A 15,527-nucleotide genomic window follows, 5' to 3' on the forward strand; every position below is an offset into this window, starting at 1 on the left:
GACCCGCTCAAGATGTCAGATCTATTTCCCATACCAGTACCGGCGATGACTGCCGCGATACTGATTGATCAATATGCCTTTTCCCATCTCCATCACTACCGCCCCCTCGACATCCGTGCGCAGCCGCGTAACGCCCATCTCCCCATACCGCTGATACACCTCCGCCTTCGGATGCCGATACCGGTTCCGATGCCCCACCTGGAAAATCGCCACGGACGGATGGACGGCATTGAGGAAGGCCTGCGTCGACGAGGTGCCGCTGCCATGATGCGGCGCCAGCAGCACGTCGGCCGCCAGCGACTCGCGCGCGCGCAGGTACAACTGTCCTTCCTGCGCCGCTTCGATATCGCCGGCCAGCAGTATCGCGTGCTTGCCGGCGGTGATTTTCACGGTGCAGCTGCGGGCATTCGGTTTCAGGGTAATGTTGTGATGGTCGTCCGCCAGCGGATGCAGCATCTCGAAATGCACGCCTTCCCAGGTCCAGCTTTGGCCCGCCACACAACGCATATAAGGCCTGGCAAGCTGGCGCTGGAAATCGACGGCCGGATGGCCATCGGGCAAGGACGAGGACAGCCAGCCGACCGGTACATTTTCCAGCAGCGACATGCCGCCGCCCGCGTGGTCGGTGTCGCTGTGCGAGATGATCAGACCGTCGAGCCGGCCGATGCCGCGCGCACGCAGATACGGCACGATGACGCGGCTGGCGCCGTCGGAATCGAGGCCGTAGGCCGGGCCCGTGTCGTACAGCAATCGATGCTTGTGCGTTTCCACCAGCAGGGCCATGCCCTGGCCCACATCGAAGGCCGTGACCCACAGCTGGCCCGGCGGCGGGCTCGATGGCAAGGCCGTCAACAGCGGTATCCAGGTGAGCATCCCTGCCCAGCGGTGCGGCCATCCGCGCGGCGCCAGCAGCCACAGTGTGCCGAACGCCGCCCAACAAAAGCTCCACGCCGGCGGCATGGGGGCGGTCCAGACAGCGAAGCGGCGCGCGCCCAGCCAGTCCAGCACTTGCGCCAGCAGTTGCACCAGCCAATGCGCCAGCAGCAGTATCCAGTCGCACAAGGGCGCGGGCAGCACGCTGCCCAGCAGCGACAGGGGCGTGACCAGCAGGCTGATGACGGGTATCGCCAGCGCATTGGCGACCGGCGACACCAGCGACACTTGCGCGAACAGCAGCATGGTGAGCGGCACCAGGCCCACCGTCACCACATATTGCGTATGCGCGCCCAGCGCAATGGCCGCCCTGGCCTTCTGCCAGCGGCTGGCGGTCGCTTCCGCGTGGCTGCTCGTGCGGCCGACTGTCGCATATAAAATGGTGGCGACCGCGCCGAACGACAGCCAGAAGCCGGGCCACAGCACGGCCCACGGGTCGATCAGCACGACCACGCCCAGGGCCAGGCACAGCACGTGGGTGATACTGGCAATGCGCCCCAGCCACAGGGCCAGCGCCACCACGACCAGCATATACAGGGTGCGCTGGGCCGGCACGCCGAAGCCCGCCAGCAGCACATACAGCAAGGCGGCCACGGCGCCAGCCAGCGCCGCCACTTTTTGCGCGGGCAGCAGCAAGGGCAGTTGCCGGCCGGTGAAAAACGAGCGCCGCCACAAGGCGCCCACACCCAGCGCCACCATGCCGGCAATCATCGTGATATGCAGACCGGAGATGGATATCAGATGACTCACGCCAGTACGGTTGAACACCTGCCAGTCCGACTGCGGTATGGCGCGCTGGTCGCCCACCACCAGCGCGACGATCACGCCCGCATATTCCTTGCCGCGCAGGCTGCGCAGGATGCGCGCACGCAGCGCGGCGCGGCTGGCCTGCACCACATTGTTGAAGCCCGGTACAAAGCTGTCGAGGCGCACATTCGGCGTGTCGAGGCGCGGCGCCGGCCGCACATAGCCGGTAGCGCGCACGCCCTGCTCCAGCAGCCACACTTCATAGTCAAAACCGTGCGGATTCGCATTGCCGTGCGGACGCTGCAGGCGCACCGTCAGCTGCCAGCGTTCGCCCGGCTGCACATCGCCGACTACATAGCTGATTTCATCGCGAAAGCCGGCGTACCAGGACAGCGCGATCAGCGGTGGCAGCACGGCGCCAGCGGCGCTTTCGACGGCAAAGTTGAAGCGCACGCCCTGCTGGAACTGATACGGCAGGCTGGCGACCGTGCCCACCACGGTGATATCGCGGCCTTCGTCGGCCAGCGCCAGCTGGGGAGCCAGGGCAAGTTGCGCCAGCCATGCGGCCCGGTAAAAACCGAGCGCCATGCCGCAGGCCAGCGCGGCGCAGGCCTTCAGCGCGGGATGACGGCCTTGCAGCAACAGCGCCAGCAGACTGGCGAACAACAGCAGGGCCAGCACCAGGCCAGGCCTGTGCGGCAGGCTCGCTTGCGTCTGCAGCCATGCTGCGCCAAAGGCAAAGGCAAGGAGAGCGATGCGCATCATCAGTCGGTGGCAGTGATATGAACAGCGGGTCGCCTACTGTAGCCCCGCCCGCCGGGCGCCGGTTTGCGCCAAATCATCCCTTTCCGGCACGGTATAATCGACGCTGCATCCCGACACCCAGGCTTCCCATGACTTCCTCCGTCCCGCCCGCTACCACACCGACCGACCTCGGCGACCTCGCCGAAGACAATAACGACGCCACCCTGGTGGCGGAACTGGGCGAACTGGCCGGGCATGTACGGCTGGTGAAGATGGAAGGCCGCGTGTTCGTGCGCTTTTCGGGCGAGGTGCGGGCCGGCGGCTTGCGCGTGCCGTATGCGCTGGTGCCCAGCCAGGGCGTGCTGGCGCGGCCGGCCAAGTGGCGCAAGATGGACCGCGAGGCCAAGCTGGCGCTGGTGCGCGAACGCGCCGGCAAGGCCGCCTTTGACGAATTGCGCCAGCACGTGATCGATTTCGTGGCCGATATCGCCGGCCAGAGCGAAGACGTCAATGCCGACCCGATGCTGTTTTTGCATACCCTGGCCGACATGCAGACATCCGAGCCGGCCGGCATGGTATTCGACCGCATCCGCCAGCGCTTCAACCATGCGATCGAACGCCAGCAGGAAGAGCAGCATGCGGCGCGCACGCGCCAGAGCATCAACCTGGCCGAATATCCGGCCTCGTTCGAGATGGCGCGCCGGCTGCCGCGCCGCTTTATTGCGCTGCTGGGCCCCACCAATTCGGGCAAGACGCACCGCGCAATGGAAGCGCTGGTGAAAGCCAAAAGCGGCATCTACCTGGCCCCCTTGCGCCTGCTGGCGCTTGAAAACTACGAGCGCCTGCAGGAAGCGCGGCCGCATGGCAAACCGCTGGCCGTCAACCTGATCACCGGCGAAGAGCGCCGCACGGTGGACGACGCCACCCACGTGGCCAGCACGGTGGAAATGCTCGACACGAAAACCGTGGTGGAAGTGGCCGTGATCGACGAGATCCAGATGCTGGCCGACCCGGACCGGGGCGCGGCGTGGACGGCGGCCGTCTGCGGTGCGCCGGCCCACACCGTCTACCTGGTGGGCGCGCCGGAAGCGCGGCGCGCCATCGAAGCGCTGGCCGAGCGCCTCGAATGCCCGCTGGAAGTGCATGTATTGAAGCGCATGGCGCCGCTGTCGATGGAAGCGACGGCAGTGCGCAAGGTGCGCAACCTGCGCCGTGGCGACGCGGTAATCGCGTTTTCGCGCCGCGAAGTGCTGATGTGGCGCGACATGATCACCGAAACCGGGCTGTCGGTGGCCACCGTCTACGGCAATCTGTCGCCCGAAGTGCGGCGCGCCCAGGCGCAGCGTTTTCGCGACGGCACGGCCGATATCGTCGTCGGCACCGATGCGCTGGCGATGGGCCTGAACATGCCGATCGCGCGCATCGTGATGACCACCAGCGTCAAATACAACGGCCGCGAAGAGGAAGAGATTTCGGCCGCGCTGGCGCGCCAGATCGCCGGGCGCGCCGGCCGCTATGGGGTGCATGAAGAAGGCCTGGTGGCCGGCTACGACAATGAAACGCATGAAGTGATGCGCGCCCTGCTCAAGGAAAAGCTGCACCCTTTGAACACCAGCGGCTTTGCCGTGGCGCCGTCGCTGGAACACCTGCACCGCATTTCCTCGGTGACGGGCGAGCAGTCGCTGTCCAAACTGCTGCGCCGCTTTATCCACAATATCGACGTGCCGGACGGTTTTTTCTTCCCGCGCATCACGGAAGACCAGAAAGAGCGCGCGCTGTGGCTGGACACCCTGGCGCTGTCGGTGGCCAACAAATTTACCTTGTCGCTGGTGCCGATATCGAGCAAGGTGCCATCCTTGCAGACGGCGTGGGAACACTGGGCAAAAAATCTGTCGCAGGGCAAGGTGTCGACCTTGCGCCAGCATGCGTATGGCGGCGGCACGCAGAATCTGCAGCAGGTCGAAGACACCTGCCGCTACTATTCGGCCTACGCCTGGCTCAGCTACCGGCTGCCGGAATTTTTCCCAGATATCGAGGTGGCGCAGAACTTGTCGCGCGACGCGTCCGAGCGGGTCGACTCCATCCTGCGCGCGCACAATGCGGCCTCGCGCGGACGCAGCAAGAAGGTCCGCAGCTAACGCAATTCCCAGAACCATACTTCGCCACAGGCCCAGTAGCACTCCGAGCCGCACACCTTGACGCCGTTTGACGGCAGCAGGATGTCGATATGGCCGCCGGCGCCGCCCAGGTAGCCGGGAATGCGAAAAAAGGCCACGATGCCCTTGCGCTGGCCGATGCCAGCGATGGCCGCCTCGCGGCCGAATTTTTCGGGGTCGCCCAGCAGCGAGGGGCTGGCCAGCATATGCGCCAGCCTGGCCTGGCCCGGCTCGATCAGCGCGCCCTTGAACGGCCCCTTGTTGATCGGCATGCGGCCCTTGAGCCTGATGCCGCACTTGATCAGGGCCAGGCTGACGCGGATGGCGCAGGTGTTGATGAAGCTGTCCTTGCCGATCAGGTCTTCCCAGCCGATTTCGCCGAACAGGGCCGCCTGGTCGACGGCCGCCACGCTGTAGTAGTTTTCACGCAGCTTGATGAATGCAGGTTTCATCTCAATCTCCGTTTTTTGCTGGATGGGGACAGGGGAAACGGCGCGCCAGGATGGCCACGGCCAGGCGCGCCGCGTCGCCCTGGCGCTGCTGCATGGGCAGGGCCTTCAGGCCGGCGATCACGATGCCGTCGAGCTCCACGGATTTGACACGGCCCGTGTCGCACCACGACCGGCCTTGCGCCGCGTCCGCCGCGCCGGCCAGGTACCCCCTGGCGTAGCGCGGGTCCTGCTCGAATTGAAACAGCAGCTGCGCGCCAGTCAGGCGCGGCGCCGTCGGCCAGGCGTGCACGCAGGGTGCAAAGATGGCGGCAAGGAACAGAAGTGAGCGCATGGCGGGCCTGGCGTAGGGGCGTTCGGACATTGTAGGCAGCGCCCATACCCCTGCACTGAGCGAGGTCAAGCATGGACGGCATGGTCTCGCAGCCTGTAGAATCAGGGCCGCCGCAAAAAACAAGGGGGTTTTCCCGCGCCCCCGGGTCAGCCAACGTAGCAAAGCCAGCCTGCAAGCGACATGCGCCCTTCCCTGGCTTTGGATATCTGTGCTCACACGCTATTACCGAGAACTGTTGAATTTCCTGTCCCGCGCGGTCAATGACCGCCATGCGGCGGCCGACCTGGCGCAGGAAAGCTATCTGCGCGTGCTGGCCCTGCAGCAGTCGGGCCAGCAGGTGGCCGAGCCGCGCGCGCTGTTGTACCGCACCGCGCGCAACCTGGTGATCGACCGGCACCGGCGCAGCGCCGTGCGCGGCCAGCCAACCGAGACGGACCTCGACGACCATGCCGGCCTTGATATCGTCGACACCCTCGCCGCGCCCGCCGCCAGCGAACCGGAAACGGCCGCCATGTCGGCGCAAGCGGTCGAAGCCATGCTGGCCGTGATCGGCCAGTTGCCGCTGCGCTGCCGCGAAGCGTTTATCCTGCATAAATTCGACGGCCTGCCACAAGCGGAAGTGGCGCGCCAGATGGGCATTTCCGTCACCATGGTCGAACGCCATATCAAGCTGGCCATGCAGGCCTGCCGCCGCTGCCAGGACGCGCAAGACGGCGCCTCGACCTCCACGATCAACTGAAACCGCCATGACCCAGCCATCGCCATCCGTCCCAGCCCTGTGCGACATCGACCAGCAGGCGCTGGACTGGTTCGCGCGCCGCGAGCGCAGCCTGAGCGCGGACGAAGCGGCGCAGTTCAATGCCTGGCTGGCGGCCAATCCCGCGCATGGCGAGGCCTATGCGCGCTGGCACGGCGACTGGGCGCGGCTGGACGCCTTGCCCGCCGCCGACATCGACCGGCTGCGCCGCCAGTTGGCCTTGGATAAGGCGAGTGCCGCGGCGGCGCCGTCGCCGGCGCGCCGCCACTGGCTGGCCACGCTGGCGCCCAGGGCGGCGCTGGCCACCCTGGCGCTGTCGGCGTCGGGCGGTGGCATCCTTGCCTGGCAACACTGGCAACAGCAGCCCCTTTACGCGGCCAGCTTTGCCACCGCGCGCGGACAGCAGCAGTCGGTCACCCTGCCCGATGGCAGCGTGCTGCGCCTGGATACCGCCACACGCGTGGCCGTCACCCTGTACCGCCAGCGCCGCGAGGTGCGGCTGCTCGATGGCCAGGCCATGTTCCAGGTGCGGGGGGATGCGAAGCGGCCGTTCGACGTGCTGGCCGGCGCCGTGCGCATCACGGTGGTGGGCACGCGCTTTTCGGTGCGCCATACGCCAGGCATGGCGTGCAAGGACGATGTGCGGGTGGAGGTCGAGGAAGGCCGGGTCAGCGTGGCGCGCGGCACGGCGCCCGCGGGGACCCCGGCGATCTTGCTGACAGCCGGCCAGCGCGTGGGCGCCGACCAGCATGGACGCCTGGGCGCCATCGGCAAGGTGGCGGCCCGGGGCATCGCGCCGTGGCGCGAAGGCCGTGTCAGTTTCGACGACACGCCGCTGGCGCAGGTGCTGGCCGAGTTCGAGCGCTATGGCGCGACGGGCCTGGTGGTGCGCGACGCGCAGGTGGCGCAATTGGGCGTGACGGGTACGTTCGACCCGCTGCGGCTCGCCAATTTCATGCGCGTGCTGCCGCGCGTGCTGCCGGTTGCATTGCGGCGCGACGGCGACGTCACCGAGATCGCCGCCGCGCGCTGAAAATATTTTTACAAACGGGGTTGGGGCTGGCCACCTGCCATGCGTCTGCATGAGAAGGATTCTTATTTACACTCTCTGGAGATGGCATGTCACGTTTTTGCTTTACCCCTGTTCCCCTGGCCATGGCCGTCGCCCTGGCGTTCGCACCCGCAGTTCACGCCCAGGTCGCTTTATCAGCAGCGGCACCGGCCGCACCGATCGAGATCCGCATCACCGCCCAGCCGCTGGCGCAGGCGCTCGACGCATTGGCGCGCCAGAGCCGTCTTGATCTGATGGTGCAGCCGTCGCTGGTGGCCGGCAAGACGGCTCCCGGCGTGACGGGCCGCATGACGCCGCGCGACGCGCTCGATCGCCTGCTGGCCGGCAGCGGCCTGGCAGCCGACATCGAAGGCACGGCCGTTACGGTGCGTCCCCGGGGTGCCGGACAGGCCGCCGAACAGACCATGGCGCCGGTAACGGTCAGCGCCGCGCCCGTGGTCAGCGCCAGCACCGAAGGCAGCGGCGCCTATACCGCGCGGCTCGTTACCATCGGCAAGGGCGAACAGGCCCTGAAAGATATCCCGCAATCGGTCAGCGTGGTCACGCGCCAGCTGCTCGACGAGCAGAACCTGACCACCGTGTACGACACCCTGGCCAGCACCACCGGCATGACCATCCAGCAAAGCCCGCAGGGCGGCAAATACATCTATGCGCGCGGCTTCGACCTGACCACGGTGCAGTATGACGGCGTGCCGCTCAATCGCGGCATGTATGGCCGCGCCAGCAATTTCTCGGCCGGCACGGCGATCTACGACCGCGTGGAAGTGCTGCGCGGCGCGGCCGGCCTGCTGCAAGGCGCCGGCAATCCGGGCGGCGCCGTCAATCTGGTGCGCAAACGTCCGCTGGCCGGCAACGCCACCAGCGTGACCGCCAAGGCCGGCTCGTGGGACAGCTACGGCCTGCAGCTCGACGCCAGCCGCGTGCTGAACGACGCCGGCACCCTGCGCGGGCGCGTGGTGGCCGACCATGAAAACAAGCATTCCTTTATCGATTACGTCGAGCGCCGCAGCCCGACCCTGTTCGCCACCGTGGAATACGATCTGTCGCCGCAAACCCAGGTCAACCTGGCCATGAGTTCCGAACAGGTCAAGGGCCTGCCTTTCCTGAACGGCCTGCCGCGCTACAGCAATGCGCGCGACCTGGGCCTGCCGCGCTCGACTTTTCTCGGCGCGAGCTGGAACCGCCAGGACAATACCAACCGTGGCGCCTACCTGGACCTGTCGCATCACTTCAACGACGACTGGACGCTCAAGGTCAGCAGCGCCTACGTGAAGGAAAAAAACGACATGAAATACGCCGGCTCGGGCCTGGCCGTCAATCCGCTCACCAACCGCGGCGCCTTGCGCGCGTCGACCACGGTGGCCGAGAACGAGCTGTCCGGCGTCGACGCCAATATCACCGGCAAATTCGACGCGCTGGGGCGCCAGCATGAGGTGGTCTTCGGCGTCAACCATGCGCGCGCCACGGCCCGCACCGTGTATGGCGTGAGCAGCAATTACTACAGCTTCGACATCAACAATTTCAACCCCGATTTCCCCGAGCCGAGCGATGCCTTTATCAACAGCAACCTGCGTGAAGCGCGGGTCGGCAAGTCGCGCGAAACCGGCGCCTACGGCACCGTGCGCCTGCAACTGAGCGATCCGCTCAAGCTGATCGTCGGCGGGCGCCTGGGCTGGTCGCGCACCGTCTGGGATACCGACACCACCGGCCGCAGCCCGTCGGTGTCGACCACCAACCAGGGCGAGCACGCCAGGCTGACGCCGTACGCGGGCCTGGTCTATGCCGTCAATCCGCAATGGTCGGCCTACGCCAGCTATGCCGAGATCTTCTCGCCGCAGTACGAGCAGAAGGAATCGGGCGAAGCGTTGAAACCGCTGACGGGCGCGAATATGGAACTGGGCGTGAAGGGCGAATTGCTCGATGGCCGCGTCAATACGGCGCTGGCGCTGTTCCGCGTCGACCAGAAAAACCGCGCGCAGGAAGACTACAGCACCAGCGACACCTGCCGCAGCGACTACTACTGCTATACCGATACGGGCAAGGTGCGCAGCGAAGGCGTCGACATGGAAGTGAGCGGCAAGCTGGCCACCGGCTGGAATCTGTTTTCCGGCTATACCTACAACCGCACCAGGTATGTGGCCGACGTCAACAGCGGCGGCCTGTCGTTCAACACCTATACGCCCAAGCACATGCTGCGCATCTGGAGCACGTACCAGGCACAGGGCGCGCTGCGCGACTTCACCTTTGGCGGCGGCGTCAACAGCCAGAGTTCGAGCTACCGGACGGTCGGCCTGCTGACGGCCGACGTCAGCGGACGCGCCGTGTGGAACGCCATGCTCAAGTACCAGATCAATCCGCGCTGGTCGGCCACCCTGAACGTCAACAATCTGTTCGACAAGCGCTACTACAGCACCTTGTCGAGTTTCGTGAACGCCAACTACTATGGCGACCCGCGCAACCTCGTGCTGACCTTGCGCGGCTCGCTGTAATTACCTGGCCGGCGCCTCGTAATGGAGCTTGAGCACCAGCCCATTGTGATCGTCGGCCAGGTAGATGTCGCCGTCCTGGCCCTGCTTCACATCGACGGGCGCGCCCCTGCCCTGCTTGCCCCTGCGTTCCCAGTTGCCGATCAATTCGACCGATTTTCCCAGCGGCGCACCGGATGCATCGGGCAGTAGCGCCACCAGCCGGTGGCCGTTGGCACGATAGCCGTGGTAGCCGATGATCAGGCTGTTTTTATAGGTGGCGGGAAAGCGGCTGGCCGTGTAAAACGTCATGCCAAGGGGCGCGGCGTGGCCGGGCAGCAAGCGCTGCGGCGCCGTGTATCTGGCGGCGCAATCGGTCTTCGGATATTCGGGGCTGGCGACATTGTTGTCGTAGCAGTAGGGCCAGCCGTAATGCTGGCCGGCCCTGATCAGGTTCAGCTCCTCGTGCGGCAGGTCTTCGTCGCTTTTCAGTTGCGGCATGGCGGCCTGGATCGCGTCGCGCGCGTTTTCGGCCTGCCACAGGGCGCCGCTGGCGGGGTGAAACGCCAGCGCCATCGAGTTGCGCAGGCCATGCACATGGGTGCTCCAGCTGGTCACCGTGCCGGCCGGCCAGGCCATCTTGTATTCGCGGATGGCGCCCAGCGCTTCCTTGCCTTCGCCGGAGGCGCAGGGTTTGGAAGCGTCCGGCGCCTTGCCGTCCTTGCCTTCGCAGTGGTCGGTGCTGGAGCCCACGTTGACATACAGGTCGCCGGCGGGGCTGAAGCGCATGGTGGTCAAGAGGTGCAGGCCCAGGCCCGGCAGGCGCGGCGTCTTGGCCGTGCCGCCGATCACGTCGGTGATGGTGGCCGGGTCGCGCAGGTCGAAGCGGAAGATGCGCCCCACCACGCCCACATACACCATGCCGTCGGGGCCCTGCACGATGCCATTCGGGCGGTCGAGTTTGTCGAGCAGCAGCTTGCGCTCGAACTTGCCATCGGCCTGGCGCTTGAGCAGCCACAATTTGCCCTGGTTTGCCGTCCAGCCGGCCATGTCGGTGACCAGCACGTCGCCATTGGTCAGCGGCAGCACGCCGCGCGGAAATTTCATGCCGTCGGCCAGCATGCCGACGCAAAAGCCGGCCGGCGTGGTGACGTTCAGGCGCGGCAAGCCGTCGCAGAGAGCTGCCGCCATGGCGGGTCCGGACAGGCAGCCAGCCAGCGCGGCGGCAAGTATCTTCTTATTCATGTGAGCTTTCCATCAGGGGTAGGCGCGGCAGTACCGCGCGGGCGTTGGCGCTGGTCTGCGCCGCCACATCGGCAAGGTCGATGCCGCGCAGTTCGGCCAGCACGGCGCCGATGCGCGGCAGTTGTTCGGGGCTGTTGCGGCCAGGGTGGATCCAGGCAGGTGAAATGTCCGGCGCATCGGTTTCCAGCACGATGGCCGACAGCGGCAGGTCGGCAGCCATGCGGCGTATCTGCAGCGCGCGTGTAAAGGTCATGGCGCCGCCGAAGCCGAGCTTGAAACCGAGGTCGATATAGCCTTGCGCCTGTTGAAAGCTGCCGTTGAAGGCATGGGCGATGCCGCCGTTCGGACGGATCTGGCGCGCGTGTTTGAGCACGATATCCTGCGAGCGGCGCACATGGGCCAGCACCGGCAAATCAAAATCGCGGGCGATTTTCAGCTGCTCGCGCAGGAAGTGTTCCTGTTTGGCGCGCATGGCAGCTTCCGCCAGCATGGGAATAAAGAAGTCCAGGCCGATCTCGCCGATGGCGACAAAACGCGGGTCGCTCATCGCCGTTTCGACCGTGGCGCGCAGCGCCAGCAAGTCGTCTTCCGTGGCGTTGGGCACATAGATCGGATGAATGCCCAGCGCGTAGCAGCCATTGGGCGCGGCGTGGGCCAGCTCGCGCACGATGGCAAAATTCGCCTTTTCGACGGCGGGAATCAAGATCATGGCCACGCCCAGACCGGCCGCGTGCTGCGCCACCGGCAGCGATTCGGCACCGAATTCGTGGGCGTCCAGGTGGCAGTGCGTATCGATCCACAGCATGGCCAGGCTCCTCAATACTGGTAAGGCTGCAGTCCTTCGTCGGTCAGGCGCAGCACGCGGTCGCAGCGCCTGGCCAGTTCGATATCGTGGGTGACGATGACAAAAGCCGTGCCCAGAGTGCGCGACAGTTCCAGCATCAGGTCGAAAATCTGTTCGGCCGTGGCGTGATCGAGGTTGCCGGTCGGTTCGTCGGCCAGCACGCAGGCCGGCTGCGTGACCAGGGCGCGGGCCAGGGCCACGCGCTGGCGCTCGCCGCCCGACAGTTCGCCAGGCGTGTGCGTCACACGCTTGGCCAGGTTGACGCGCGCGAGGATCTGCTGCGCCAGGTCGGTGGCCGGCGCGCGCTTCATGCGCCGTATCATCAAGGGCATGGCAACGTTGTCGAGCGCCGAGAATTCCGGCAGCAGGTGATGGAACTGGTAGACGAAACCGAGCGAGGCGTTGCGCAGGTCGCCGCGCGCCTTTTCGCTCAGGGTCGCAAAGTCCTTGCCCAGCAGGCTGACCGTGCCGCTGCTTGGCGTATCGAGGCCGCCCAGCAGGTGCAGCAGGGTCGACTTGCCGGAACCGGAAGCGCCGACGATGGCGACGCGCTCGCCGCGGTGGATATCGATATCGATGCGGGCCAGTACCTGCACCTTGTAGCTGCCCTGGGTGAACGTCTTGCCCAGGCCGCGGCAGGACAGCACCACCGGCGCGGCGGTCGGGGTAGACGGAACGGTATTTTTATTCAGATCGGTCATGGTCATGGTCTTGAGTTATTCGTAGCGCAGGGCTTCGGCCGGCTTCACGCGCGCGGCCCACCAGCTTGGGTACAGGGTCGCCAGGAAAGCGAGGATCACGGCCAGCACGCCGATCTTCGTGACGTCGGGCCAGCGCAGGTCGGACGGCACGGTGCTGATGAAATAGATATCCTTGGACAGGAACTGCACGCCCAGCAGGTGTTCGATAAAGGGCACGATGACGTCGATATTCAGCGCCACCAGCACGCCGCCGCCGACACCGAGTATGGTGCCGAGGATGCCGACCAGCGCGCCCTGGATCATGAATATCTTCATGATGGAACCAGGTGACGCGCCCAGGGTACGCAAGATGGCGATATCGGCCTGCTTGTCAGTGACCGTCATCACCAGGGTCGACACCAGGTTGAAGGCGGCCACCGCGATGATCAGCGTGAGGATAATGAACATCATGCGCTTTTCGGTCTGCACGGCGGCAAACCAGTTGGCGTTGAGCTTGGACCAGTCGCGCAGGGTCAGGTCGCCCGGCATGGATTTTTTCAGTTCTTGTGCCACTTCTGGCGCGCGGTTCATGTCGGCCAGGCGCAGGCGCAGGCCGGATGGGCCTGCCAGGCGCAGCAAGCGCTGGCCGTCTTCGATATTGATAAAGGCCAGGCCCGCATCGAATTCATTGTGGCCAGCCTGGAAGATGCCACTGACGGTAAAGCTGCGCATGCGCGGCAGCACGCCGGCCGGCGTGACCTGGCCCTGCGCCAGCATCAGGGTGACTTTTTCGCCGAGGTTGACGCGCAGCGCGCGCGCCAGCTCGATGCCCAGCACGATATTGTAGGTGCCCGGCTGCAGCGCCTTGAAGCTGCCCATGCGCGTCTGGCCAGCCACGTCGGACACATTCGGCTCTTCCTCGGGCAGCACGCCGCGCACGATGGCCGGGCGCAGCGCGTCGTCGCGCAGCAGCATGCCCTGGGTTTCAACAAAAGGCGCGGCGCCCTTGACGGCCGGATTCTTGAAGGCCTCGGCCTTTTCGGCGCGCCAGTCTGTCATGCTGCCGCTGTTGTCGAAGACTTCAACGTGGGCCAGCACCGACAGCATGCGGTCGGTGACTTCCTTCTGGAAGCCGTTCATCACCGACAGCACGATGATCAGGGCGGCCACGCCCAGGCCGATGCCGGCCATGGAAATGAGCGAAATAAAAGAGATAAAACTGTTGCGGCCACTGCGCTTGCCAGCGCGCGTGTAGCGCAGGCCGACCAGCCATTCGAAGGGCAGATTCTTTAACATACTTGTGATTCCAGCAGATTTAATCGGTACTTGGTATTTACTCTGGTATTTACTCGTAGCGCAGCGCTTCGGCCGGCTTCACGCGCGCCGCGCGCCAGCTCGGATAGAGCGTCGCCACCAGCGCCAGGCCAAAGGCGATCAGGCCGATCTGCGCCACGTCCAGCCAGTGCAGGTCGGACGGCACGGCGCTGATCTGGTAGATCTCTTTTGAAATGAAGTGCAGGCCGAACAGCCCTTCGATAAACGGCACGATCACGCCCACGTTCAGCGCCAGGAGCACGCCGCCGGCCACGCCCAAAGCACTCCCCAGCAAACCGACCAGCGCACCCTGGATCATGAAGATCTTCATGATGGAAAACGGCGAGGCGCCCAGGGTGCGCAAAATGGCGATGTCGGCCTGCTTGTCGGTCACCGACATGACCAGCGTCGACACCAGGTTGAAGGCGGCCACCGCGATGATCATGCTGAGGATAATGAACATCATGTTCTTCTGGCTTTGCACCAGCGCATACCAGCTGGCGCTGGCGCGCGACCAGTCGCGCATCCACAGTTCGCCAGGCATGGAAGCCTTCAGTTCGCGCGCCACCTGCGGCGCCTGGTTCATGTCGTGCAGGCGCAATCGCAGGCCGGAAGGACCGTCGAGCATCAGCAGCTGTTCGGCGTCCTGCATGTTGACGAAGGCCAGGCTGGCGTCGAGTTCATTGTGGCCCGCTTCAAAGATGCCCGAGACCTTCAGCGCGCGCATGCGCGGCATCACCATGCTGTTGAGCGAGTCGCCGGCGCGCGGTTCGCGTTCCAGCATCAGGGTGACGTTCTGGCCGACGGTCACGCCCAGCGCCTTGGCCAGGTCGATGCCCAGCACGATGTTGAAGGAGTCGGGCGTGAGGGATGCGAACTGGCCCTGTTTCATCTGCCCGGCCACGCTGGACACTTTCGCTTCCTGCTGCGGCAGCACGCCGCGCACCACCGACGGGCGCATGGTCTCGTCGTTGAGCAGCATGCCCTGGGTTTCCACGAACGGCGCGACGGCCTTGACCTGCGGATTGGCGTAGGCGGCTTTTTCCTGCTCCTGCCAGTTCGGCATGGCGCCGCGCGTGTCGAACACCTCGACGTGGGCCAGCACCGACATCAGGCGGTCGGTGACTTCCTTCTGGAAGCCGTTCATCACGGACAGCACCACGATCAGGGCCGCCACGCCCAGCGCAATGCCGGCCACGGAAATCATGGAGATAAACGAAATAAAACTGTTGCGGCCGCTGCGCTTGCCGGCGCGCGTATAGCGCACGCCAACCTGCCACTCGTAGGGAAATTGTTTGATGATGCTCATTTGATGCTTATGCGCTCCGGCGACAACGATGATAGGCGAGCGCGCAGTGTGCCACATAATCATCATTTCATGCGTGAAACACGCCACGCAGACGTGGGTTACAGGCGTTCCAACCAGGGGAAAATCATCAGCCGCCCGCTGACGCCTCTTTTTCCAGTTGCAGCCGTGCTATTTCGCAGGCCCTGGCGGAGCTGAAAAAATGATCCCAGGCGTCGATGCCGGCCTCGTTCTGGTCGGCAAATTGCGTCTGTTTCGAGCCCAGGTAGTCTTTTTGATCGTACAGCCGCTTGAGGCGCTTGAATTTTTCAGGCATGGCCCTGGCCTTGCCGCAGGCTTGCGCCAGGTGCTCGCCGCCGTCGTCGTACAGCGTGTAAAAGGTCTTCATTGCATCGGCGGGCGCAGGGTCCGCCGCGCCCGCCAGGGAAACTTGCGCCATCAATAACACACCAGCCGCCATCCAGTTCAGTTTCATTGCATG

At 65.3% G+C, this 15,527-nt stretch carries 13 protein-coding genes; 4 read left to right on the top strand and 9 right to left on the bottom strand.

Annotated features, from left to right (window positions below):
* Positions 1-21 precede the first annotated feature (21 nt).
* Entirely contained in the window at positions 22-2,442 is a 2,421-nt protein-coding gene (locus tag ASR47_RS17405; RefSeq protein ID WP_065309261.1) for a DNA internalization-related competence protein ComEC/Rec2, read from the bottom strand.
* Positions 2,443-2,573: 131 nt separating this feature from the next.
* On the opposite strand from ASR47_RS17405, the gene ASR47_RS17410 reads away from it, so the two are divergent.
* Positions 2,574-4,562: a helicase-related protein gene (locus ASR47_RS17410; protein WP_065309053.1), complete on the top strand. Its 1,989-nt coding sequence runs from the start codon at positions 2,574-2,576 to the stop codon at positions 4,560-4,562.
* On the opposite strand, the gene ASR47_RS17415 is transcribed toward ASR47_RS17410, so the two are convergent.
* Both ASR47_RS17415 and ASR47_RS17420 read right to left on the bottom strand, forming a co-directional pair.
* Entirely contained in the window at positions 4,559-5,032 is a 474-nt protein-coding gene (locus tag ASR47_RS17415) for a T6SS effector amidase Tae4 family protein (protein WP_065309054.1), read from the bottom strand. The genes ASR47_RS17410 and ASR47_RS17415 overlap by 4 nt on opposite strands.
* A 1-nt stretch (position 5,033) precedes the next feature.
* Complete coding sequence (locus tag ASR47_RS17420) at positions 5,034-5,363, bottom strand: Rap1a/Tai family immunity protein (protein WP_150127853.1); 330 nt, start codon at positions 5,361-5,363, stop codon at positions 5,034-5,036.
* 208 nt (positions 5,364-5,571) lie between these two features.
* Between ASR47_RS17420 and ASR47_RS17425 the strand changes: the two genes are divergently transcribed.
* From ASR47_RS17425 to ASR47_RS17435, 3 genes are all read left to right on the top strand, one after another.
* Positions 5,572-6,102 carry a sigma-70 family RNA polymerase sigma factor gene (locus ASR47_RS17425; protein WP_082988993.1) on the top strand — a complete coding sequence of 177 codons (531 nt, stop codon included), beginning with the start codon at positions 5,572-5,574 and terminating at the stop codon, positions 6,100-6,102.
* 7 nt (positions 6,103-6,109) lie between these two features.
* Entirely contained in the window at positions 6,110-7,153 is a 1,044-nt protein-coding gene (locus tag ASR47_RS17430; protein WP_065309057.1) for a FecR family protein, read from the top strand.
* 86 nt (positions 7,154-7,239) lie between these two features.
* A complete protein-coding gene (locus ASR47_RS17435; RefSeq protein ID WP_065309058.1) occupies positions 7,240-9,681 on the top strand; it encodes a TonB-dependent siderophore receptor in 2,442 nt (813 codons plus the stop codon).
* Here ASR47_RS17435 and ASR47_RS17440 read toward each other — a convergent pair whose 3' ends face one another.
* From ASR47_RS17440 to ASR47_RS17465, 6 genes are all read right to left on the bottom strand, one after another.
* Positions 9,682-10,902, bottom strand: coding sequence for a PQQ-dependent sugar dehydrogenase (locus ASR47_RS17440; RefSeq protein ID WP_065309059.1), 1,221 nt, complete (start codon positions 10,900-10,902; stop codon positions 9,682-9,684).
* Complete coding sequence (locus tag ASR47_RS17445; RefSeq protein WP_065309262.1) at positions 10,895-11,704, bottom strand: TatD family hydrolase; 810 nt, start codon at positions 11,702-11,704, stop codon at positions 10,895-10,897. The genes ASR47_RS17440 and ASR47_RS17445 overlap by 8 nt, the downstream gene beginning before the upstream one ends.
* A 14-nt stretch (positions 11,705-11,718) precedes the next feature.
* Complete coding sequence (gene lolD, locus ASR47_RS17450) at positions 11,719-12,447, bottom strand: lipoprotein-releasing ABC transporter ATP-binding protein LolD (RefSeq protein WP_065309263.1); 729 nt, start codon at positions 12,445-12,447, stop codon at positions 11,719-11,721.
* A 15-nt stretch (positions 12,448-12,462) separates the two neighbouring features.
* Positions 12,463-13,722 (bottom strand): lipoprotein-releasing ABC transporter permease subunit, encoded by a 1,260-nt coding sequence (locus ASR47_RS17455; RefSeq protein WP_065309060.1) that lies wholly within the window; start codon positions 13,720-13,722, stop codon positions 12,463-12,465.
* A gap of 49 nt (positions 13,723-13,771) precedes the next feature.
* Complete coding sequence (locus tag ASR47_RS17460) at positions 13,772-15,049, bottom strand: lipoprotein-releasing ABC transporter permease subunit (protein WP_065309264.1); 1,278 nt, start codon at positions 15,047-15,049, stop codon at positions 13,772-13,774.
* A gap of 127 nt (positions 15,050-15,176) precedes the next feature.
* A complete protein-coding gene (locus ASR47_RS17465; protein WP_065309061.1) occupies positions 15,177-15,521 on the bottom strand; it encodes a hypothetical protein in 345 nt (114 codons plus the stop codon).
* Positions 15,522-15,527 lie beyond the last annotated feature (6 nt).

The sequence above is a fragment of the Janthinobacterium psychrotolerans genome, from assembly GCF_001677885.1.
Taxonomy (GTDB): domain Bacteria; phylum Pseudomonadota; class Gammaproteobacteria; order Burkholderiales; family Burkholderiaceae_D; genus Janthinobacterium; species Janthinobacterium psychrotolerans.